Origin of the sequence: Klebsiella sp. G-Nf4 (assembly GCF_002810615.1) — a bacterium.
GTDB classification, from domain to species: Bacteria; Pseudomonadota; Gammaproteobacteria; order Enterobacterales; family Enterobacteriaceae; genus Klebsiella; species Klebsiella variicola.
This window is the reverse complement of record NZ_PION01000012.1, coordinates 63,671-84,755: the sequence shown is the minus strand read 5'-3', so window position 1 is coordinate 84,755 and position 21,085 is coordinate 63,671. Positions and strand designations below refer to the sequence as shown.

General features: G+C 61.1%; 14 protein-coding genes. 6 read left to right on the top strand and 8 right to left on the bottom strand.

Features of this window, described 5'->3' with window-relative positions:
* Window positions 1–81 precede the first annotated feature (81 nt).
* Genes CWM57_RS22015 through CWM57_RS21995 form a run of 5 tightly spaced genes read left to right on the top strand, consistent with a single transcriptional unit; the run spans window position 82 to window position 5,259 of the window.
* Window positions 82–1,704, top strand: a complete 1,623-nt coding sequence (locus CWM57_RS22015) for an ABC transporter substrate-binding protein (protein WP_100676379.1) — start codon at window positions 82–84, stop codon at window positions 1,702–1,704.
* Window positions 1,701–2,738 carry an ABC transporter permease gene (locus CWM57_RS22010; RefSeq protein ID WP_046881741.1) on the top strand — a complete coding sequence of 346 codons (1,038 nt, stop codon included), beginning with the start codon at window positions 1,701–1,703 and terminating at the stop codon, window positions 2,736–2,738. Before CWM57_RS22015 ends, CWM57_RS22010 begins: the two co-directional genes overlap by 4 nt.
* Window positions 2,735–3,640 (top strand): ABC transporter permease, encoded by a 906-nt coding sequence (locus tag CWM57_RS22005; protein ID WP_002912641.1) that lies wholly within the window; start codon window positions 2,735–2,737, stop codon window positions 3,638–3,640. The genes CWM57_RS22010 and CWM57_RS22005 overlap by 4 nt, the downstream gene beginning before the upstream one ends.
* Window positions 3,612–4,475 (top strand): ABC transporter ATP-binding protein, encoded by an 864-nt coding sequence (locus tag CWM57_RS22000; RefSeq protein WP_032736203.1) that lies wholly within the window; start codon window positions 3,612–3,614, stop codon window positions 4,473–4,475. Before CWM57_RS22005 ends, CWM57_RS22000 begins: the two co-directional genes overlap by 29 nt.
* A gap of 10 nt (window positions 4,476–4,485) precedes the next feature.
* Window positions 4,486–5,259 (top strand): ABC transporter ATP-binding protein, encoded by a 774-nt coding sequence (locus tag CWM57_RS21995; RefSeq protein ID WP_100676378.1) that lies wholly within the window; start codon window positions 4,486–4,488, stop codon window positions 5,257–5,259.
* A 239-nt stretch (window positions 5,260–5,498) separates the two neighbouring features.
* Here CWM57_RS21995 and yegS read toward each other — a convergent pair whose 3' ends face one another.
* The 8 genes from yegS to CWM57_RS21955 all read right to left on the bottom strand — a co-directional run bounded on the left by yegS (window position 5,499) and on the right by CWM57_RS21955 (window position 19,391).
* The gene (gene yegS / locus CWM57_RS21990) at window positions 5,499–6,395 is read right to left on the bottom strand and encodes a lipid kinase YegS (RefSeq protein ID WP_165784240.1); all 897 of its coding nucleotides are present in this window, start codon (window positions 6,393–6,395) and stop codon (window positions 5,499–5,501) included.
* Between the two features lie 242 nt (window positions 6,396–6,637).
* A complete protein-coding gene (gene yegQ, locus CWM57_RS21985) occupies window positions 6,638–7,999 on the bottom strand; it encodes a tRNA 5-hydroxyuridine modification protein YegQ (RefSeq protein WP_008804076.1) in 1,362 nt (453 codons plus the stop codon).
* A gap of 318 nt (window positions 8,000–8,317) precedes the next feature.
* Window positions 8,318–9,040, bottom strand: coding sequence for a two-component system response regulator BaeR (gene baeR, locus CWM57_RS21980; RefSeq protein ID WP_074388074.1), 723 nt, complete (start codon window positions 9,038–9,040; stop codon window positions 8,318–8,320).
* Window positions 9,037–10,539, bottom strand: coding sequence for a two-component system sensor histidine kinase BaeS (gene baeS / locus CWM57_RS21975; protein ID WP_061153901.1), 1,503 nt, complete (start codon window positions 10,537–10,539; stop codon window positions 9,037–9,039). The genes baeR and baeS overlap by 4 nt, the downstream gene beginning before the upstream one ends.
* Window positions 10,536–11,951 carry an MFS transporter gene (locus CWM57_RS21970; RefSeq protein ID WP_100676377.1) on the bottom strand — a complete coding sequence of 472 codons (1,416 nt, stop codon included), beginning with the start codon at window positions 11,949–11,951 and terminating at the stop codon, window positions 10,536–10,538. Before CWM57_RS21970 ends, baeS begins: the two co-directional genes overlap by 4 nt.
* A gap of 1 nt (window position 11,952) precedes the next feature.
* The gene (gene mdtC / locus CWM57_RS21965; RefSeq protein ID WP_008804079.1) at window positions 11,953–15,030 is read right to left on the bottom strand and encodes a multidrug efflux RND transporter permease subunit MdtC; all 3,078 of its coding nucleotides are present in this window, start codon (window positions 15,028–15,030) and stop codon (window positions 11,953–11,955) included.
* The gene (locus CWM57_RS21960) at window positions 15,031–18,153 is read right to left on the bottom strand and encodes an MdtB/MuxB family multidrug efflux RND transporter permease subunit (protein WP_012541066.1); all 3,123 of its coding nucleotides are present in this window, start codon (window positions 18,151–18,153) and stop codon (window positions 15,031–15,033) included.
* Window positions 18,153–19,391 (bottom strand): MdtA/MuxA family multidrug efflux RND transporter periplasmic adaptor subunit, encoded by a 1,239-nt coding sequence (locus tag CWM57_RS21955; RefSeq protein ID WP_100676376.1) that lies wholly within the window; start codon window positions 19,389–19,391, stop codon window positions 18,153–18,155. Before CWM57_RS21955 ends, CWM57_RS21960 begins: the two co-directional genes overlap by 1 nt.
* Before the next feature lie 300 nt (window positions 19,392–19,691).
* Between CWM57_RS21955 and CWM57_RS21950 the strand changes: the two genes are divergently transcribed.
* On the top strand, window positions 19,692–20,966 hold the full coding sequence (locus tag CWM57_RS21950; RefSeq protein ID WP_100676375.1) for a dicarboxylate/amino acid:cation symporter: 1,275 nt from the start codon (window positions 19,692–19,694) through the stop codon (window positions 20,964–20,966).
* The last annotated feature ends 119 nt before the right edge of the window (window positions 20,967–21,085 follow it).

Below are 21,085 nucleotides of genomic sequence, written 5' to 3'. Positions count from 1 at the left end.
GGTCTGCGGCCCGGTAGACCGGATAAGGCGAAAATGCCGCCATCCGGCAACATGTACCCTACAGTACAGGCAAACAGAGATATGAAAAAAACCTCCTTACTGGGAGCGTGTATTCTCGCGCTCGCCATGTCGATGGGGAGCGGGGCGGCGGTGGCGAAAACCCCGCCCGACCAGCTGATCATCGGGATGAATATGAATAACCTGCTCACCCTTGACCCGGCGGCGATGACCGGTAACGAAGTGGTGGGGATCGTGGTCAACCTCTACGACTCGCTGGTGGAGCTTGACCCTGAGCAGCTCACCACCGTTAAGCCCGCGCTGGCGAAATCCTGGGATATCAGCCCCGACGGCAAAACCCTGACCTTTCATCTGCGCGATGACGTTAAGTTTCACTCCGGCAACCCGCTGACCGCCGCCGACGTCGTGTGGTCAATGCGGCGCATCCTGCACCTCAACCTGGCCCAGGCCTCGGTATGGAAATCCTATGGCTTCAGTAAGAAAAATATCGACAGCCAGGTCAGCGCGCCGGACCGCTTCACGGTGCAAATCGTATTACCCAAAGATAACGATCCGCAACTGGTGATTTACTCGCTGGCGGCGCTGGGCAACCTCGGGGTGCTGGACAGTAAAACGGTGCAAAGCCACCAGCAGGATAACGATTGGGGAAACCGCTGGCTAACCACCCATGAAGCCGGTTCCGGGCCGTTTACGCTGGAAACCTGGCAGGCAAAAGAGGTGCTGCGCATGAAGCGTAATCCTGACTACTGGCGCGGCGAGGCGAAAATGAGCCGCGTGGTGCTGCGCCATTTCCAGGAGTCGCAAACCTTGCGTCTGATGATCGAAAAAGGCGACCTTGATATTGCCAACAACATGGCGGTTTCCGATATCAACGCCCTGCGCAGCGACCCGCAGCTGACCGTCGATGCGGTGCAGCGCGGCACCATGTACTACGTGGCGATGAGCATGAAAGAGGCGCACTTCGCCAATCCGAAAGTGCGCGAGGCGGTGCGCTATCTGATTGATTATCAGGGTATCAATAAAGCGCTGATGCCGGGCTACGGCGTGCTGCACCAGCGGCCTATCAAAGCGGGAATGCCGTCCACGCTGCCCGACCCTGGCTATAAGCTGGACGTGCCGCGGGCGAAAAAGCTGCTGGCGGAAGCGGGATATCCCAACGGCTTTGATACCACGCTGCGGGTACTCTCCGATCAGCCATTTCTTAACATCGCTATCGCCGTGCAGTCGACGCTGATGCAGGCGGGGATTAATGCCAAAATCATCACCGGCACTGGTAACCAGATCTACGGCGCGATGCGCGAGCGTAAATTTGATCTGCTGGTGGGACGCGGCGGCAGCGGGATGGAGCCGCATCCGCACTCCAGCCTGCGCGCGCTGGTCTATAACCCGGATAACAGCGATAAGGCGCGTCTGACCAACTTCCAGGGCTGGCGTACCGGTTTTTACGACCCGCAGCTTAATACGATGATTGACCAGGCCCTGCTGGAACGCGATCCGCAAAAACAGGTGGCTGACTACCAGGCCATCCAGGCACGCTACGACCAGCTGGTTCCGGCTTTAATTCCGCTTTCGCAGATGGTTGATTCGGTCGTCGTGCGCAACGAGGTACGGGAGTATCAGCCGCACCCCTCCGCCACCACTTTTCTGCGTGACGTCTATAAAGTCCGCGAAGGAGAGAAAGGATGAGTACCGCAATCCTTACGCCCGGCTCACGCGGCCGGCGCTTATCCAAACGGCTGCTGCAGGTGGTGATTACGCTGTTCGGCCTGCTGCTGCTGACCTTTACCATTGGCCGCGTCATGCCCATCGACCCGGTGCTGGCGATTGTCGGCCCGGATGCTGACCAGAGTACCTATCAGCAGGTTTACCAGCAGCTGGGGTTTGATAAATCGCTGACCACCCAGTTTGGCATCTATTTCGTCAACCTGTTGCACGGCGATCTGGGCAACGCGCTGCTGACCGGGAAACCGGTGGTGGACGATATTATCCGCGTCTTCCCGGCCACCATGGAGCTGGCAACGATGGCGATTATTGTCGGCGCGGGTCTTGGTATTCCGCTGGGCGTGTTGGCGGCGGCGCGGCGCAATAGCGTCTCCGATTATGTGGTACGCATTATCAGCCTGGCGGGCTACTCGACGCCGATCTTCTGGGTCGGAATGATGGGACTGCTGGTGTTCTATGCCTGGCTTGGCTGGGTAGGCGGCGCCGGGAGGGTAGATCTCGGGCTGGATGGTGTGGTGCCGCGCCGCACCGGCCTGATGACCGTTGATGCGCTGCTGGCAGGCAACGGCCAGGTGTTCTGGAACGCTATTAATCATCTGATTCTTCCCGCCTCGCTGCTGGGTTTTCACTCGCTGGCTTATATCAGCCGTATGACCCGCAGCTTTATGCTGGCCCAGCTGTCGCAGGAGTTCATTATTACCGCGCGGGTGAAAGGGCTGACCGAGCGTCAGGTTATCTGGAACCATGCGTTTCGTAACATCCTCGTGCAGCTGCTGACGGTAGTGGCGCTGGCCTACGGCGCGCTGCTGGAAGGCGCGGTGCTGATTGAAACCGTCTTCTCATGGCCGGGTTTCGGCTCCTACCTTACCGGTAGCCTGCTGCTGGGCGATATGAATGCGGTGATGGGCTGCGTGCTGCTGGTGGGCGTGATCTTCGTGATGCTCAACCTGCTCTCCGACATGCTGTATCAATTCTTTGACCCGAGGACAAAATCATGACCGTTTCTCTAGATTCGCCGCTTTCGGGCGGTGCGGGCGAAGGCCGTCAGCGGCTGCAACGCGCGGCGGCGCGGGCCGTCGGGTTTATCGGCAAAATGGCGCGCAATCCGCTCACGGCCATCGGCGGAGGCATTATCTTTCTGCTGCTGGTGGTGGCGATTTTCGCGCCGCTGATTGCGCCTTATAACCCGCTGGTACAGGACCTGAATAGTGCGCTGGTCGCGCCGAATGCACAGCACTGGTTCGGCACCGATGAGTTTGGCCGGGATATCTTTAGTCGCCTGGTGTACGGCTCCCGCATCACGCTCTATATCGTGCTGCTGGTCTCGGTGACTGTCGGTCCGCTCGGGCTGCTGCTGGGCGTCAGCGCTGGCTATTTCGGCGGTAAAGTCGATATGGTGCTGATGCGCGTCACCGATATTTTCATCTCCTTCCCGAGTCTGGTCCTGGCGCTGGCGTTTGTCGCCGCTTTAGGACCGGGGCTGGAGCACGTGGTTATCGCCATCACACTGACCGCCTGGCCGCCGATAGCCCGTCTGGCGCGCGCCGAAACGCTCTCTCTGCGCCAGGCCGATTTTATCTCCGCCGTGCGTCTGCAGGGCGCTTCATCGGCCCGCGTCCTCTGGCGCCATATCGTGCCGCTGTGTCTGCCCTCGGTCATTATCCGTATCACCATGAATATGGCCGGGATCATTCTGACCGCGGCCGGCCTCGGCTTTCTCGGCCTCGGCGCGCAGCCGCCAGAGCCGGAGTGGGGAGCGATGATCTCCAGCGGGCGCACTTATATGATGGAGTGCTGGTGGGTCGTAACCATTCCGGGGCTGGCGATTCTGATCAATAGCTTAGCGTTCAACTTCTTAGGAGATGGCCTACGTGACATCCTCGATCCCCGCAGTGAATAATGCTCCGCTGCTCGACGTGCGCGATCTGTGCGTCGACTTTGTTAACGGTAGCGCGGTGACCCACGCCGTGCGCGGCGTCTCCTTCCAGCTGGGGCATGAGAAGCTGGCCATTGTCGGCGAGTCCGGTTCGGGTAAGTCCACCGTTGGGCGCGCGCTGCTGCAGCTGCATCCGAAAAAGGCCCGCGTCAGCGCCAGCCGGATGCAGTTTGCCGACCTCGATCTGCAGCATCTTAGCGAAGCGCAGATGCGCGGCGTACGCGGCAAACGTATCTCTATGATTATGCAGGACCCGAAATATTCGCTTAATCCGGTGGTCTGCGTGGGTAAGCAAATCGCCGAGGCCTGGCTTACTCATCATCCCGGGCGCAAAGATGAGGCGAAAGCCAGGGCGCTGGAGATGCTGGAGGTGGTGCGTATTCGCCAGCCGGAGCGCGTTTATCAGCTTTATCCGCATGAAATATCCGGCGGACAGGGGCAGCGCATCATGATCGCCATGATGCTGATTACCGACCCGGAACTGATCATTGCCGATGAGCCCACCTCCGCGCTGGACGTGTCGGTGCGCCTGCAGGTGCTGGGCCTGCTGGATGACCTGGTTCAGTCGCGCGGGCTGGGGCTGATTTTTATCAGCCACGATATCAACCTGGTGCGCAGCTTCTGCGACCGCGTACTGGTGATGTACGCCGGACGGGTAGTGGAGTCCATCGCCGCTAAAGATCTCGATAACGCCCGTCACCCCTACACTCAGGGATTGATTAACTCGCTGCCGGATATGCAGCATCGTCGCCCGATACTGCCGGTGCTGCAGCGTCAGGCCAGCTGGTTAACGGATTAAGGAGCGGATAATGATTGAAGTTCAACATCTCAACCTCGCGTTTGGCGAGGGGGAGAAGCGTAACCAGGTGCTGTATGACGTCAGTTTCCACGTTAAGCCCGGCGAGATCTACGGTCTGGTAGGAGAGTCCGGTTCCGGTAAAACGACGGTGCTCAAGTGCCTGGCGGGGCTGTTTACCCACTGGCAGGGGGAACTGACCATCGATGCTCAGCCCTTAGGGCATGAAATTAGCCGCGAGCGCTGCCGTCAGGTGCAGATGGTATTTCAGGACCCCTACGGATCGCTGCATCCCCGTCACACCATTGGCGATATCCTCGAAGAGCCGCTTCAGATCCATCGTATCAACGACCGCGACCGGCGGATCAATGCGCTGCTGGATAAAGTTGGCCTCAACCGCGCCTTTCGTGAGCGCTATCCGCATCAGCTCTCCGGCGGGCAGCGGCAGCGCGTGGCGATAGCCAGAGCGCTGATTCTTGAGCCTCAGGTGCTGCTGCTGGATGAGCCGACGTCGGCGCTGGATGTGTCGGTGCAGGCTGAGATCCTTAACCTGCTGGCAGAATTGCAGCGGGAGGCTAAGCTCACTTACCTGATGGTCACCCACGATCTCGGGGTTATTGCCCACTTATGCCAGAAAGTGGCGGTGATGCAGTACGGGAAGATCCTCGAAACCCTGACGGTCGATGCGCTGGTCAGCGGCGAGGCGCGGACGGCCTATTCGCAGATGCTGGTTAACGCCAGTCGGCAATATACGCGCGAAATGGCGCGCGAGGTGGCGGAATACTAAGCTTTATGGCGCATTGTCTCACGGCAGATGCGCCCATTTTAATGGTTAACTATTTGATATTATAGGGGTTTGAGGTTGTAGATATCGTCTATTAATGTAAGTGCGGTGTTTGGATCGATATCCTGCACAGGTTTTTCCTGCAGCCGCAGGTGCCGTTTTACCTTAACATTCAGAGGCTCAATCAACGAACCCGGCTGCTGTATACCAGCCGGGCGCCGTCTTTGCTTTGCGAAGCCTGATCAACGTAGCAGCGGGCAGTCGGGCGGCAGCCGGCAGCGCAGGGCCGCCGGTAACAGCTCCATACGGAAGGTTTTGCCGCTGAGCGGCTCGCCGTCGAGGTTAAACGTCATCTCATGGGGGGCGGTGATCTCAAACCATGAGGAGACTCCGTCAACAATATTCGGCGAGTTTTCCGGATTCGCCAGGGTGCTGAACAGGGCAGGGATCAGCTCTTCGCCGGTGAAAATGCGCAGATGCAGCAGACCATCGTTAATCAACGCCTCCGGGCACAGCTGCTGGCCGCCGCCGGCCTGGCGGCCATTGCCGATGCCAATGACCAGCGCATCGCCCTGCCAGTGAAAGTTCTCCCCGCGGATCTCGCAGCGGTCCGGCTTCAGGGTATCCATACGCATTAGACCATGGATTAAATAAGAGACACCGCCGAGCGCGGCTTTGAGTTTTTCCGGCGTTTCGGTGGTGATCCGGGTGCCGAACCCGCCGGTTGCCATATTAATAAAGCCGGTTTTATCATTCACCCGGGCGATATCTATCGGCACATCGCGGCCGACGATCGCCAGCTTGAGGGCGCTGGCCAGATCCTGCGGAATACCGACGCTGGTGGCAAAGTCGTTCGCCGTGCCCAGCGGTAAAATCCCCAGCGCCATCTTGCTGCCGCGCTCCACCAGCGCGGTCGCCACTTCATTAATGGTGCCGTCGCCGCCGCCGGCGATCACCGTTTCAACGTTCAGCTGCAGGGCCTCATCGATAAACCGCACGGCATCGCCCTTTTCCCAGGTGACGCGGACGTGAATATCGATCCCTTCGTTGCGTAACAGGTTAACCGCCTCGCGTAACTGCGGTTCATTGGCACCTTTGCCGTTAAGGATCAGTAAGCTGGCAGGAAACGTAGACATCATCAAGGGAACCTTTATTGCGCAATGTTGCATAAAGTGTACCGCATGACGAAAGCGAAGACCGGAGGAGAGGCAAAAAAATAAGCCCGCGTAAGGGAGATTACGCAGGCTAAGGAGGTGGTTCCTGGTACAACTAGCATTTATGGGTTATGTTTTTCAGCGAAATGGATGATACCTGTTTCGATCGAAACGGTATGTGATCCGATTCTAATATCCTTACTTCGTGAAAAAATAACGCAAATTAACTAGTTACCGTGCGGATTTCTGGTTGTCTGACCAGTAAAGTTGCGCATCAGCAGCGCATACTGCAGGGGCAGGTCGTCCGGCACAGGCAACCATACGGTATAGCCATCGCCCGGGGCCACCGGCATGGCTTCACCTTTGCCATTTTCCATATGCTCGAGGGTAAAGTTGACGTTACCCTGCGGGGTCATCAGCTCGAGGCTGTCGCCGACGCTGAACTTATTTTTGACCGCCACGGCCGCCAGCGGGCCGTTACGCTCCCCGGTGAATTCGCCGACAAACTGCTGGCGCTCGGACAGGGAGTAGCCGTACTCATAGTTCTGGTAATCGTCATGGGTATGGCGGCGCAGGAAGCCTTCGGTGTACCCGCGGTGGGCCAGTCCTTCCAGGGTCTCCAGCAGGCTGGTATCGAATGGTTTGCCGGCGGCGGCATCGTCGATCGCCTTGCGGTAAACCTGAGCGGTGCGCGCGCAATAGTAGAAGGATTTGGTGCGGCCCTCGATCTTCAGCGAGTGAACGCCCATCTGGGTCAGACGCTCAACGTGGGCGATAGCCCGCAGATCTTTCGAGTTCATGATGTAGGTGCCGTGCTCGTCCTCAAAGGCGGTCATGTACTCGCCCGGACGTTTGGCTTCCTCAATCATAAAGACTTTATCGGTCGGCGCGCCGATGCCGAGGGTGGGCTCCACGGTCTGCACCGGGATCGGCTCATATTTGTGGACGATGTTACCGACGTCGTCCTCTTTGCCTTCCGCCACGTTGTATTCCCAGCGGCAGGCGTTGGTGCAGGTCCCCTGGTTCGGGTCGCGCTTGTTGATATACCCGGAGAGCAGGCAGCGGCCGGAGTAGGCCATGCACAGTGCGCCGTGGACGAAAATCTCGATCTCCATCTCCGGCACCTGGCGGCGAATCTCTTCGATTTCATCCAGCGACAGTTCACGGGAGAGGATCACACGGGTCAGGCCCATCTGCTGCCAGAATTTGACCGTCGCCCAGTTGACGGCGTTGGCCTGCACTGAAAGATGGATCGGCATCTCCGGGAAGTGTTCCCGCACCAGCATGATTAAACCCGGATCGGACATGATCAGCGCGTCCGGCCCCATCTCCACCACCGGCTTCAGATCGCGAATAAACGTTTTCAGCTTGGCGTTATGCGGGGCGATGTTGACCACCACATAGAATTTTTTACCCAGCGCGTGGGCTTCATTGATGCCGAGCTGCAGATTTTCGTGATTGAATTCGTTGTTACGCACGCGCAGCGAGTAGCGCGGCTGGCCGGCATAAACGGCATCGGCGCCATAGGCGAAAGCGTAACGCATATTCTTCAGCGTTCCCGCCGGGGAGAGGAGTTCTGGTTTAAACATGGTGTTCTCGTTCTGATGACAGGTCAGATTCGCCGCACCTGGCGCGGCGAGTTGGGGAGTGTCCCCACATTAAGGGCGGGCATTGTAGCGCCGCGGCGAAGGGGAGTAAATATCGGATGGATATCTTTCAGTATGGCTAATTTGTTTGCCATTTTGAACCTGGGCAGTGCTGACACTGACCGCACTCATAACGCCTGGTGGGATAGGCTCTATGGAATTCCCCGGGTTGCGGCGTAAACACCTTACCCGGGCTACGGTGTGCAGATGGCGGTGAACGTGTAGCCCGGCTAAGCGCAGCGCGAGCCGGGAAAAGGCTAACTACGCCAGTCGGCAGGCGTCTGCTTCCCAGCGATAGCCAACGCCATACACCGCGCGAATAAACGACTGCTCGGCGTCCAGCGCCTCCAGCTTGCGCCGCAGGTTTTTGATGTGGCTGTCGATGGTGCGGTCGGTCACAACCCGATAATCGTCATACAGGTGGTTGAGCAACTGTTCGCGGGAGAAGACCTTGCCCGGCTCCTGGGAGAGGGTTTTCAGCAGCCGGAACTCGGCGGGGGTGAGGTCCAGCAGCTTGTCGCGCCAGGAGGCCTGAAAACGGCTTTCATCGACAATCAGCGGGCTCTGGGCGTCCAGCGCCTGCAGATCGCGCTGCGGCTTGCAGCGGCGGAGGATGGTTTTCACCCGGGCGACCACTTCCCGCGGGCTGTAGGGCTTGCAGATATAGTCGTCGGCGCCAATCTCCAGCCCCAGCAGTCGGTCGATCTCTTCGATTTTCGCCGTCACCATCACCACCGGAACGTCGGAGAAGCGGCGAATTTCCCGGCACAGCGTCAGACCGTCGGTACCGGGCAGCATCAGGTCCAGCAGGATCAGGTGCGGCGGCGTCTGCCGAACGTAGGGCAGGACCTTGTCGCCGTGGTTAATCAGCGTAGGCGCATAGCCGGCGGCTTGCAGATAATCAATCAGCAGCTGGCCGAGCTTCGGTTCATCTTCCACGATAAGAATGCGTGGGGTGTTTTCATCTACAGGCAATTCAGTCATACGTCTCTCGGTAAATCATGTTCCAGAGGTAACTCAACTTTAATGCTAACCCCGCCAAAAGGCGAATGGTCGGCACGCAGGGTGCCGCCGTGGGCCGCGACAATATTGAGGCAAATCGCCAGCCCGAGGCCGGAGCCGCCGCTGGCGCGGTTGCGCGATCCTTCCGCCCGGTAAAAGCGCTCGCACAGGCGGGCCAGCTGCTCATCGCTGACCCCGGGGGCGCTGTCGGCAAAGTCGATCACCAGCATCCGGCCGCTGCGGCTGGCGGTGATCAGCAGGCTGCCGCCGCTGTCGGTATAGCGCAGGCTGTTCTCCAGCAGATTGTTGAAGAGCTGCATCAGGCGGTCGCGGTCGCCGAAGATCATCGCCTGCTCCGGGAACGACACCTGAATACTCAGCTGCCGGCTGGCGAAGCGCTCGCGAAAAGCGCCCGCGGCCACCTCCAGCAGGGTGATGATATCCAGCGACGTTTTCTGGTAGGCCAGCGCCCCCTCATCGGACATCGACAGCTGATGGAGGTCGTCCACCAGCTTGGTGAGGGTAGCCACCTCGGCCTGCAGGGAGGGGATGGACTCGGGGGTGAAGCGCCGGACCCCGTCCTGAATCGCTTCCAGCTCGCCGCGCAGCACTGCCAGCGGGGTGCGCAGTTCATGGGAGATATCGGCCATCAGGTCGCGACGCATCTGCTGGTTGCGCTCCAGGGTGCTGGCGAGCTGGTTGAAATCCTGCGCCAGGCGGCCGAGCTCGTCGCCGCCGGTCACCGTCACGCGGGTGGAAAAGTCGCCCGCCGCCAGCTTATGGGTGCCTTCCACCAGCCGCTTCACCGGCGCCAGCAGGCCGCGGGCCAGCGGAAAGGTGGCCAGCGCGGCAAGCAGGGTGGCAAGGGCGACAATCAGCCAGCTGGTGCGCTTTTGCTGCCGGTCGAAGTTAATATCGGTATTGCGCGTCAGCCGCTCTACCGGCGAGGCGATCACTTTGCCTACCTCCACGCCGTTGACCATAATGCTGCGCTGGGTGCCGTCCTCCGGTACGCGCTCACGGGGCCCCACCAGCACGCGGCCCGACTGATCAACCACCCAGAACATGGTGCGCCAGCCGTGGGGCGGCATTTCCGGCCTCGGCGGCGGGGTGTCGCTGGGGCCGTCGGGCGGCCCATCCGGCGGTGGCCCATCTGGCCCCTGACCCTCCATCGGACCCGGCTTCATGCCGTGTCCCGGCGGCGAGCGGTCGTCGTTGTCCCGTTCGAAGGTGCGCAGCAGCTGGAAGATAAAGCGGTCGTTGTTGCGCAGAAACGCCCAGCTGCCGTGCTGGGCATACTGCTCACTCAGCGCGTCGCCGAGCATGGTTAACCGCTGCTCATTACCGCGCTTGATGTAGTCGATAAACCCACGTTCGAAACTGATACGTACCGCCCAGTGCATGCTGATCAGCAGCACGATGCAGGTGGCGAAAATAGCGAGGAACAGCTTACCGGTAATGCCCGGGCGCCAAAATTTCACGATCCACTCCTGTTGCGTCGACGGATGACGGTATTACTGCCGACGTCATCCGGTACCCGGGAAAAAATGAGCGCCGGGAGGGCGATGATCGTCGCCATGCTCAGATAGGTATAGAGAAAGACCTGATGGGTGCTGGCGGCGTCGAGGCTCATATGCTGCTGGCCATACAGCCCCAGCAGCAGCCCGGCGATGGTTACGCCGATACTCATCGACAGCTGCATCACCATCGACAGCAGACTGTTGCCGCTGCTGGCCAAATCGTCCGGGAGATCTTTCAGCGTCAGGGTATTCATCGAGGAGAATCGACTGGAGTTGATCATCCCCTGCAGAAACAGGACCAGCGGCAACGCGTAATACCAGCCGGCCAGGGCGCTAAACATAAACAGCAGACTGACGGCGGCCAGGCCCAGGGTGCTGACGACCAGTACGCGGCGGTAGCCAAAGCGGTTGACCACCTGGACCACGATCCGCTTCATGCCCATGCTGCCGAGCACCATCGGGATCATCATCAGCCCGGCGTGGAAGGGGGTAAAGCCGAGGCCGATCTGCAGAAACACCGGAGTCATAAACGGCAGCATGCCGCTGCCGATGCGTCCGGCGAAGCTGCCGCCGAGGCCGAGGGAGAAGGTGCGGTTACGAAACAGGTCGAGGCTGAACAGCGCCCGGGCGTTACCGCGGGCGTGCCACAGGTACAGCAGCAGGGCGGCGAGGCCGATGGCCACCAGCCCCGCCAGCCAGCGTGACGATATACCGAGTCCTTTCTGACCGTCGAGCGCCAGGGTCAGGGTCGCCATCCCGGCGGCCAGCAGCAGAAAGCCGGAGAGATCGAAGCGCCGGGTCTGCAGGGTGTAGTTGGGCATCAGGCAGAGGGTGGCGATGGCGCCGATGATCCCCACCGGGATATTGATGAGGAAGATCCAGTGCCAGGAGGCGTACTCCACCAGCACCCCGCCCAGCGCCGGGCCGAGCAGCGGGCCGACCTGACCTGGCAGCGTCACGAAGGTCATCGCCGCCATGTACTGATCGCGCGGGACGATCTTCATCACCGTCAGGCGACCGACCGGCACCATCATCGCGCCGCCGACGCCCTGCAGCACCCGCGCCATCACCAGCTGGTCAAGGGTGCTGGCCTGGGCGCAAAACAGCGACCCGGCGGTAAACAGCACGATGGCGGTGAAGAAGATATTGCGCACCCCAACCCGGTCGGCCAGCCAGCCGCTGGCCGGCAGCATGACCGCCACCGTCAGGACATAGGAGACGATGATCATATGCATATGCAGCGGGCTCTCCCCGAGGCTTTTGGCCATCGAGGGGAGGGCGGTGTTAACGATGGTGGTGTCCAGCGACTGCATAAAGAAGCCGAACGCCACTATCCATAGCTGCCAGCGCACGCTGGCCGGGAGGTCTGTCATGTTATTCGCTTACCGGTTGAGAGGAGTGACGCGAAAAACGCAGCCGCAAACGGTCAAAGAAAAGATAGACCACCGGCGTGGTGTAGAGCGTTAACAGCTGGCTCATCACCAGACCGCCGACGATGGTGATCCCCAGCGGCTGGCGCAGCTCAGAGCCATCGCCCCCGGAGAGCACCAGCGGCAGGGCGCCGAACAGCGCCGCCAGGGTGGTCATCATAATCGGCCGGAAACGCAGCAGGCAGGCCTGGAAAATCGCCTCTTCCGGCGCCAGATTGCCGGTGCGCTGCGCCTCAAGGGCAAAATCAACCATCATGATGGCGTTTTTCTTCACGATGCCAATTAATAACATGATCCCGATAAGGGCGATTAGGCTGAACGGGGCATCGAATATCTCCAGCGCCAGCAGGGCGCCCACTCCGGCGGAGGGCAGCGTCGAGAGGATGGTCAACGGATGCACATAGCTCTCATACAGCATCCCCAGCACGATATAGACCGTGGCGATGGCCGCGAGGATCAGGATCACCTGCGCGTTCATGGTCTGCTGGAACACCTGAGCGGTACCGGCAAAGGAGCCGCGCACGCTCGACGGCACCCCGAGCTGGGTCATCGTGCGGTTAATGGCGTCGCTGGCTTCCGACAGCGAGCGGCCGGTGGGGAGGTTAAAGGAGATAGTGGACGCCGCCGACAGCCCCTGGTGGTTCACCGACAGCGGGGCGTTGGCCGGCTGCCATTTGGCGAAATAAGCCAGCGGGATCGGCTTGCCCTCGCTATTGATAACAAACATCTTGTCGAGGGCGCTGACGTCCTGGGTGTAGGCCGGATCCACCTCCATCACCACCTTGTACTGGTTGAGCGGCTGGTAGATGGTGGAGATTTGCCGCTGGCCGAAGGCGTTGTTCAGCAGGTTGTTGGCGTCCTGGACGCTGATGCCGAGGCGCGACATCGTGTCCCGGTCATAGACCAGGTCCATTTCGGCGCCATTGTCCTGCTGATCCGAGTTGACGTCCGCCAGCTCAGGCAGCGCCGCCAGCGCTTTGCGGATCTTCGGCTCCCACTCGCGAAGCGCCGACAGGTCGTCGGACAGCAGGGTGTACTGATAGCTGGCGTTCGACTGCCGGCCGCCGACGCGAATATCCTGCACCGCCATCAGGAACAGGTTGGCCCCGGGCTCGTTGGCCAGCTTTTTGCGCAGCCGGTCGATCACCTGCTGCGCCGTCTCGTGGCGCTGGTCGCGCGACTTGAGGGTGATAAACATCATCCCGCTGTTGACCCGCGAGCCGCCGGTAAAGCCGGTGACGTTATCCACCGCCGGATCTTCACGAATGATCTTCATAAAGTCCTGCAGCTTGCCGCGCATCGCCTGGAAGGAGATGCTCTGGTCGGCCTGAATGCCGCCCATCAGCACCCCGGTGTCCTGCTCCGGGAAGAAGGTTTTCGGGATCGAAATGTAGAGCCAGACGCTGAGGGCGATGGTGCCGAGCACCACCAGGCCGGTCAGCCGGCTGTGCCTGAGCACCCATTTTAACGATTTCCCATAGCCGCCCTGCACGGCCACCAGCAGGCGGCCAAAGCCGCGGTTGCGCGTCGGCTGGTGGGGCTTACCGCTTTTCAGCAGCCAGCCGCACATCATCGGCGTCAGGGTGAGGGACACCGCCAGCGAGATGCCGATCGCCACCGACAGGGTGACGGCGAACTCGCGCAGCAGGCGGCCGGGCAGGCCGCCCATCAGCAGCAGCGGCAGAAACACCGCCACCAGCGACAGGCTCATCGACAGCACGGTAAAGCCGACCTCGCGGCTCCCCTGCAGCGCCGCCTGCAGGGGTTTCATCCCCGCTTCCAGATGGCGGGAGATATTCTCCAGCACCACGATAGCGTCATCCACCACGAAGCCGGTGGCGATGGTCAGAGCCATCAGCGACAGGTTATTGAGGCTGAAGCCGCACAAATACATCGCGGCGAAGGTGCCGATTAAGGAAACCGGGACGGCGACGGCCGGGATCAGCGTGGCGCGCCCCGAGCGCAGGAACAGGAACACCACGAGGATCACCAGCGCCACCGATATCACCAGCGTCTGCTCCACCTCCTCCAGCGAAGCACGGATGGTCGGCGAGCGGTCCTGGGCGATCTGCAGGTCGATAGCCGCCGGAATGGTCTGCTGCAGCTCCGGCAGGCGGGCGCGGATGCTGTCCACTGTCTGGATAATATTGGCTTCCGGCAGTTTGCGGATCATCAGCAGGATCGCCGGTTTGGCGTTGGTCATCCCGGCGTTGCGCACGTCCTGCACCGAATCCGAGACGGTGGCGACATCCCCCAGTCGCACTGCGGCGCCATTCTGGTAGTGGACGATCAGCGGCTGATAGTCGGCGGCGGTCTTCAGCTCATCGTTGGTCTGCACCTGCCAGCGGTGCGCGCTGTCCTCCAGCGCCCCCTGCGGTTTGCGCACGTTAGCGTCGCTGATGGCGGTGCGCACCGCGTCCAGCGACACGCCCTGGTTGAACAGCGCCTGCGGATTGAGGTCGACGCGCACTGCCGGCAGGGAGCTGCCGCCGACGTCGACATCACCCACGCCGTCAATCTGCGCGATGGTCTGCGCCAGTTGGGTGGAGGCGAAATCATACAGCTCACCCTGGGAGTAAGTGTCCGAGGTCAGCGTCAGGATCATGATTGGCGCATCCGACGGGTTGGCTTTGCGGTAGGTCGGCCGGCTGGGCATCCCGCTCGGCAGCAGGCTTTGCGCGGCGTTGATCGCCGCCTGAACGTCGCGCGCCGCGCCGTTGATATCGCGGTCGAAGTTAAACTCAAGAATGATGCGCGTACTGCCCAGCGAACTGGAGGAGGTCATCTCATTGACCCCGGCTATCCGTCCCAGGGAGCGTTCCAGCGGGGTGGCCACCGACGAGGCCATGGTTTCCGGGGAGGCTCCCGGCAGCGAGGCGCTAACCATGATCACCGGGAAGTCCACCTGCGGCAGCGGGGCTACCGGCAGCAGCCGGAAGCCAAGAATGCCGCACAGGGTGATGGCCAGCGAGATGAGGATCGTCGCCACCGGGCGGTAAATGAAGAGGGCGAAAAACTTCACTTACGCCTCCTCTTCCTGACGCGGGAAGCGGCGCTTCAGGTGCAGCGACAGGCGGTCGAACAGCAGATAGATCACCGGGGTGGTGAACAGGGTCAGCACCTGGCTGAGCATCAGACCGCCGACCATGCCGATCCCCAGCGGACGCCGCAGCTCCGCGCCGACGCCGGTGCTCAGCATCAGCGGCAGGGCGCCGAGCAGGGCGGCGAGGGTCGTCATCAGGATCGGCCGAAAACGCAGCAGGCAGGCCTGGTAGATCGCTTCCCGCGGCGGCATGCCCTGTTCGCGTTCGGCGGCCAGCGCGAAGTCGATCATCATGATGGCGTTCTTCTTCACGATGCCGATCAGCAGAATGATGCCGATGATGGCGATCACGTCCAGCTCGCTGCCCGCCAGCCACAGCGCCAGCAGCGCCCCGACCCCGGCGGTGGGCAGGGTGGAGAGGATCGTGATCGGATGGATAAAGCTTTCATACAGTACCCCCAGCACGATATACATCGCCACCACCGCGGCGACCACCAGCCAGACAGTGCTGCCGAGCGCCGACTGGAAGGCCAGCGAGCTGCCCTGGAACTGGGTGCGGATATCGGTCGGGAAATCCAGCGACTGTTCGGCGGCGAGGATCGCGTCCACCGCTTCGCCCAGCGAATAGTTGTCCGGGACGTTAAACGAGATGGTGGTCACCGGGAACTGATCGAGGTGGTTCACCGACAGCGGGGTAAAACGCTGCTCCACCGTGGCGATGGCGGTCAGCGGCACGATGCCGCCGTCGCTGCTGGTCAGGCGGATATTATCCAGCGCCGCCAGGCCCGGCGTCGCCTCGGTATCCTGCTCGAGCACCACGCGATACTGATTCGCCTGAGTGTAAATGGTGGAGATCAGCCGCTGGCCGAAGGCGTTGTACAGCGCGTTATCGACATCGGCCATTGAGATGCCGAGGCGGCTGGCGCTGTCGCGATCCACCTTGATATAGGCGGCCAGGCCTTTGTCCTGCCAGTCGCTGCTGACGTCGGCCAGCTGCGGCTGGGCCTGCAGGCGGCTGAGCAGCGGCGGCACCCAGGTGCTCAGCGCCTCGAGGGAGTTTGCCTGCAGGGTGAACTGGTACTGGGTGCGGCTCACCGTGGTGTCGATGGTCAGATCCTGGGTCGGCTGCAGGTAGAGCGCCACGCCCGGGACGCCGTCCACCGCCTGCTGCAGGCGGCTGATCACCGTCTGGACGCGGTCATCGCGTTCATCCAGCGGCTTGAGGTTGATCTGCAGACGGGCGCTGTTCAGCGCCGGGTTGGTGCCGTCGACGCCGACGAACGAGGTCAGGCTCTCCACGGCCGGGTCCTTAAGGATAATGCTGGCCACCTGCCGCTGGCGCTCGGCCATGCTGGCGAAGGAGACCGACTGCGGCGCCTGGAGGGTGCCCTGAATAATGCCGTTATCCTGGATCGGGAAGAAGCCTTTCGGGATAAAGACCCACAGGATAATCGACAGCGCCAGGGTGCTCAGCGCGACGCCGAGCGTCAGCCATGGATGGTTCAGCACCCGGCTCAGCCAGCGGCCATAGACGGCGATCACCCGTTCGAAGAAGCGCTCGCTGGCCCGGGAGAAACGGTTCTGCTTGCGCAGCGATTCGTGGCTTAGCATACGGGCGCACATCATCGGCGTCAGGGTCAGGGAGACCACCGCCGAGATAAGAATAGCGACGGCAAGGGTGACGGCGAATTCGCGGAACAGACGGCCGACGATATCGCCCATAAACAGCAGCGGGATCAGCACCGCGATCAGCGAGAAGGTGAGGGAGATAATGGTGAAGCCGATTTCCCCGGCGCCTTTCAGCGCGGCGGCCAGCGGCTTCTCGCCTTTTTCGATATAGCGCGAGATGTTCTCGATCACCACGATGGCGTCATCCACCACAAAGCCGGTGGCGATGGTCAGGGCCATCAGCGTCAGGTTATTGATCGAGAAGTCGAGGAACACCATCACCGCGAAAGTGCCCACCAGCGACAGCGGCACCGCGACGCCGGGAATAATGGTCGCCGGGACATTGCGCAGGAACAGATAGATGATCATCACCACCAGGGCGATGGCCAGCATCAGCTCAAACTGGGTGTCGCGCACCGAGGCGCGAATATTGGTGGTCCGGTCGGAGAGGACCTGCACCTTCACCGATTTCGGCAGGCTCTCGGTGAGCTGCGGCAGCATCTGGCGAATGCTGTCGGCGGTGTCGATGATGTTGGCCCCCGGCTGACGCTGGACGTTCATCACGATGGCCCGCTGCTGGTTGGCCCACGCCCCGAGCCAGCTGTTTTCGGCCCCTTGTTCGACGCTGGCGACATCGCCGAGACGGATCGGCGCCCCGTTCTGATAAGCGATAATCAGCCGGCGATAATCCTCAGCGGACTGCATCTGATCGTTAGCGGAAAGCGTCACCGCGCGGGCCGGGCCGTCGAGGCTGCCTTTCGCCGAGTTAACGTTGGCGCTGGTGATAGCGGTACGCACGGTTTCGCTGGTCAGGCCGAGGGCGGCGATGGCCTGGGCGTTAAGCTTCACCCGCACCGCCGGGCGCTGACCGCCGGCGAGGGTCACCAGACCGACGCCGGAAACCTGGGAGATCTTCTGCGCCACCCGCGTCTCCACCATGTCCTCTACCTGGGTCATCGGGATCGCGGAGGAGGTGACGGCGAGGGTCATGATCGGCGGATCCGCCGGGTTCACCTTGCTGTACACCGGCGGGTTGGGCAGATCGCTCGGCAGCAGGTTGGTGGCGGCGTTAATGGCCGCCTGCACTTCCTGCTCGGCGACGTCCAGCGGCAGGGTCAGCTGGAACTGCAGCGTGACTACCGAGGCGCCGCCAGAGCTTTGCGACGACATCTGCTTAAGGCCGGACATCTGGCCGAACTGGCGCTCCAGCGGGGCGGTGATAGCGGAGGTCACCACATCCGGGCTGGCGCCCGGATAGAGGGTAACCACCTGAATGGTCGGGTAATCGACTTCCGGCAGAGCGGAGACCGGCAGGAAGCGGTAGCCGATGATCCCGGCTAACAGGATCGCCACCATCAGCAAAGTGGTGGCGACCGGACGCATAATAAACAGCCGGGACGGGCCGCCGGTGCGGCCTGGGGGTAACACCTGCATCAGGAACGCGCTCCGTGTTTACCGCTCTGGCGCGGAGCGGGCTGCGCCTGCTCGCTGCCGCTGGCGGTGACAACTTCCACCTTCGCCCCCTCGGTCAGACGGTCAATCCCGTCGGTGACTACGCGATCCCCGTCGGAAAGCCCGGCGCTGATGACCACTTTCTGGCTGTCCTGGATGCCGGGTGTCACGCTGTGTTTGCTGACCTTGTTCTCGTCGTTCAGCACCCACACAAAATGCCCTTCGTTGCCCATCTGCAGGGCGGCGGCGGGGATCACCACCGCGTTCTCTTCGGTATCCACCAGCAGGCGGGCGTTAACGAACTGGTTGGGGAACAGCGCGTCATCCAGATTGCTGAAGCGCGCCTTCAGCTTAATGGTCCCGGTGGTGGCATCGATCTGGTTGTCGAGACTCAGCAGCTCGCCGACGCTGATTTTCTGCTTATTGGTGCGATCCCAGGCTTCGACGCTGAGCGCTTTGCCCGCTTTCTGCGCCTGCACCACCGTGGCGATGCTGTTTTCCGGCAGGGTGAAGACCACATCGATCGGGTGCGTCTGGGTGAGAACCACAATCCCGGTGGTATCTCCGCTGGAGATCTGGTTGCCAATATCCACCTGCTTTAAGCCGACGCGGCCATCAATCGGCGCGGTGATGCGCGTCCAGTCGAGCTGCAGTTGGGCGCTGGCGACGGCGGCTTCATCGGCCTTCACGGTGCCGGCGGATTCCACCACCAGCGACTGCTGGGTGTCCAGCTCCTGGCGGGAGACGAGATTGGTTTTCACCAGCTGCTGGTAACGGGCGAGATCGCGGCGGGCGTTCGCCAGGGTGGCGTTATCTTTCGCCAGCTGACCCTGCGCCTGGGCGAGGGCGACTTTAAACTGGCTGGGGTCGATCTGCGCCAGCAGGTCGCCGGCTTTGACCTGCTGTCCCTCCTGGAAGTGAAGGCTCAGCAGCTGGCCGTCGACCCGGCTGCGCACGGTCACGGTATTGGCCGCCGTCACGGTACCCAGCCCGGTGAGATAGCGCGGCACCGCTTGTTCGGTCGCGGTCGCCGCCTGCACCGGCGCCAGCGCGCCGCCGAAACGGCCATGGCGCGCGCCGCCCGGCCCCTGTGGGCCTTGCCCGGCGGCGGGAGCGCTGCTGCTGCTCGTTCCACGATCGTGCCAGAACCAGTAGGCGGCTCCGGCGATCATCACTACCGCCAGCGCGGCGCCCCAACGACGTATGTTACTGCCTTTCATTAGTTTACGGTCTCATCCTGAAGCGTTTCGCTGAATGATACTAGTTTAGTGAGGGAAGGGGCCGTAAAAATGGAGGAATTATGAAAAGAAGGTTGAGAAATGTCTGGATAACCGCCGCGACGCCGGGCGGTCTCGCAACCGATTCCTGTGGTGATATCAACTTTTAGTTTAAAAAAGTAAAAAACAGTTGTATCCGGGAGGGCTTTAATTAGATTTATGCGGTGAATAAATCAGTGCATTTCCATAATAATAAAATATGCACTTAAAAATCAACGTGTTAAATAATCAGGGGTCATTGCTGTGGCAAACGCAAACAAACTCACGCTCTTCATCGTCATCTTTATGCTGATGGGGATCCTCTCCGGCGCGGCTATCCATGCCTACGCGACGCCGACCACTATCTCCGCCTGGGCGGACAACATTACGCTGCTGACCGATCTGTTTCTGCGGTTGATCAAAATGGTCATCGCGCCGTTGGTGTTCAGCACCCTGACGGTCGGCATTATGCGCCTCGGCGAGACGGCGACCATTGGCCGGGTAGGCGGGAAGGCGATGGTGTGGTTCATCACCTCCTCGGTATTATCCATTCTCGTCGGGCTGGTGATCGTCACCTTCCAGCACCCGGGCGCCGGGTTAAACCTGGCGGTGCCGAAAGAGGCGGTGGATACCGGTCTGGCGGTCAGCGGTATGAGCCTGAAAGGATTCCTGTCGCACACCATCCCCACCAGCATCACCGAGGCGATGGCCAACAACGAGATCCTGCAGATCGTGGTGTTCTCGATGTTCTTTGGCATCGCCGGCGCGTCGCTGGGCGAGAAGTTTAATGCCCCACTGGTGGCGGCGCTCAACGTGGTGTCGCACATTATGCTGAAGGTGACGGGCTATGTGATGTACGTTGCGCCGCTGGCTATCTTCGCCGCCATTTCCTCGGTGATTGCCTCCCAGGGGCTGGGGATCCTGCTCAACTACGCTTCATTTATTGGCGGTTACTACCTGGCGGTGCTGTTGACCAGCGCGGTGCTGATTGCCGTCGGCTATATGGTGCTGAAGAAAGAGGTCTTCCGTCTGCTGAACATGCTGAAGGACCCGGTGCTGGTGGCGTTTACTACCAGCAGCTCCGAAGCGGCCTATCCGAAAACCCTTGAGCGCCTGGTGAAGTTTGGCTGCTCGCGCAATATCGTCTCGTTCGTCCTGCCGATTGGCTACTCGTTTAACCTCGTTGGCTCGATGGTCTACTGCTCCTTCGCCGCGATGTTTATCGCCCAGGCCTATAACGTACCGCTGAGCTTTAGCGAGATTACGGTCATGATGTTGACCCTGATGCTGGCCTCGAAAGGCATCGCCGGGGTGCCGCGCTCGGCGCTGGTGGTGCTGGCGGCCACGATCCCCAGCTTCAATATTCCGGTCGCCGGGATCCTGCTGCTGATGGGTATCGACCATTTCCTCGACATGGGGCGTTCCGCCATCAACGTGTTGGGTAACGGCATCGCCACCGCCATGCTGTCGAAAAACGAAGGTCTGCTGGCCGAAGAGGGGAATGAACCGGCATGGGAGGCAGAGAAAGCGGAAGCCTGATCCTGCCGCGCCCTTCCACTGAGGGCGCTATTCCACACAGAAAAAAAGGCCCCTGACAGGCACGCCAGGGGCAATGTGACGAAGTATCAGTTTTCCTCGTAAATAGTCTTTTTTCTTAT

Excerpts from the sequence above, each read along its gene's own strand:
- CWM57_RS21995 (WP_100676378.1), top strand. The coding sequence starts at position 4,486 with ATGATTGAAGTTCAACATCTCAACCTCGCGTTTGGCGAGGGGGAGAAG.
- baeR (WP_074388074.1), bottom strand. The coding sequence starts at position 9,040 with ATGACTGAATTGCCTGTAGATGAAAACACCCCACGCATTCTTATCGTG.
- yegS (WP_165784240.1), bottom strand. The coding sequence starts at position 6,395 with ATGATGTCTACGTTTCCTGCCAGCTTACTGATCCTTAACGGCAAAGGT.
- CWM57_RS22015 (WP_100676379.1), top strand. The coding sequence starts at position 82 with ATGAAAAAAACCTCCTTACTGGGAGCGTGTATTCTCGCGCTCGCCATG.
- CWM57_RS22005 (WP_002912641.1), top strand. The coding sequence starts at position 2,735 with ATGACCGTTTCTCTAGATTCGCCGCTTTCGGGCGGTGCGGGCGAAGGC.
- CWM57_RS21960 (WP_012541066.1), bottom strand. The coding sequence starts at position 18,153 with ATGCAGGTGTTACCCCCAGGCCGCACCGGCGGCCCGTCCCGGCTGTTT.
- CWM57_RS21970 (WP_100676377.1), bottom strand. The coding sequence starts at position 11,951 with ATGACAGACCTCCCGGCCAGCGTGCGCTGGCAGCTATGGATAGTGGCG.
- yegQ (WP_008804076.1), bottom strand. The coding sequence starts at position 7,999 with ATGTTTAAACCAGAACTCCTCTCCCCGGCGGGAACGCTGAAGAATATG.
- CWM57_RS21955 (WP_100676376.1), bottom strand. The coding sequence starts at position 19,391 with ATGAAAGGCAGTAACATACGTCGTTGGGGCGCCGCGCTGGCGGTAGTG.
- CWM57_RS22010 (WP_046881741.1), top strand. The coding sequence starts at position 1,701 with ATGAGTACCGCAATCCTTACGCCCGGCTCACGCGGCCGGCGCTTATCC.